General features: G+C 66.8%; 1 protein-coding gene. It reads right to left on the bottom strand.

Going from position 1 to position 518, the window contains the following annotated elements:
• A partial coding sequence (locus tag AAHZ94_RS34935) for an acyltransferase domain-containing protein (protein ID WP_349997668.1) occupies nucleotides 1–518 on the bottom strand: 518 nt, incomplete at both ends.

Raw genomic sequence — 518 nt, 5'->3', positions numbered from 1 at the left:
AGGGTGTGTTGGGTGGCGGTGGTGAGGGTGGGGTCGGGTCCGAGTTCGAGGTAGGTGTGGGTGGTGGGTGTGGTGTGGGTGATGGCGGGGTGGAAGTGGACGGGTTGGCGGATGTGGTCGGTCCAGTAGGTGGGGGTGGTGATGTGGTCGGGGTTGGCGGGTTGTCCGGTGAGGTTGCTGATGAGGGGGATGGTGGGGTGGTGGTAGGTGAGGTGGCTGATGGCCTCGGTGAAGGGGGTGAGGATGGGGTCCATCAGGGGTGAGTGGAAGGCGTGGCTGACGGTGAGGGACCGTGTCTTGCGTCCTTCCTCCGCCCAGCGTGCTCGGATGGCTTCCACGCGGTCGGCTGGTCCGGAGATGACGGTGTTGCCGGGGGTGTTGAGGGCGGCGATGCTTACGTACCCGTCATGGGTTGTGAGGTCGTCTGTCAACTCTTCGGGGGTGGCGGCGAGGGTTGCCATGGCGCCGCCGGTGGGGAGGTTGCCCATCAGGGTGGCGCGGTGGGCGACGAGGTGGCA

Origin of the sequence: Streptomyces sp. HSW2009 (assembly GCF_040240285.1) — a bacterium.
Classification (GTDB): Bacteria; Actinomycetota; Actinomycetes; order Streptomycetales; family Streptomycetaceae; genus Streptomyces.
The sequence above is the reverse complement of the archived record's forward strand: the minus strand, read 5'-3'. Positions and strand labels throughout refer to the sequence as shown.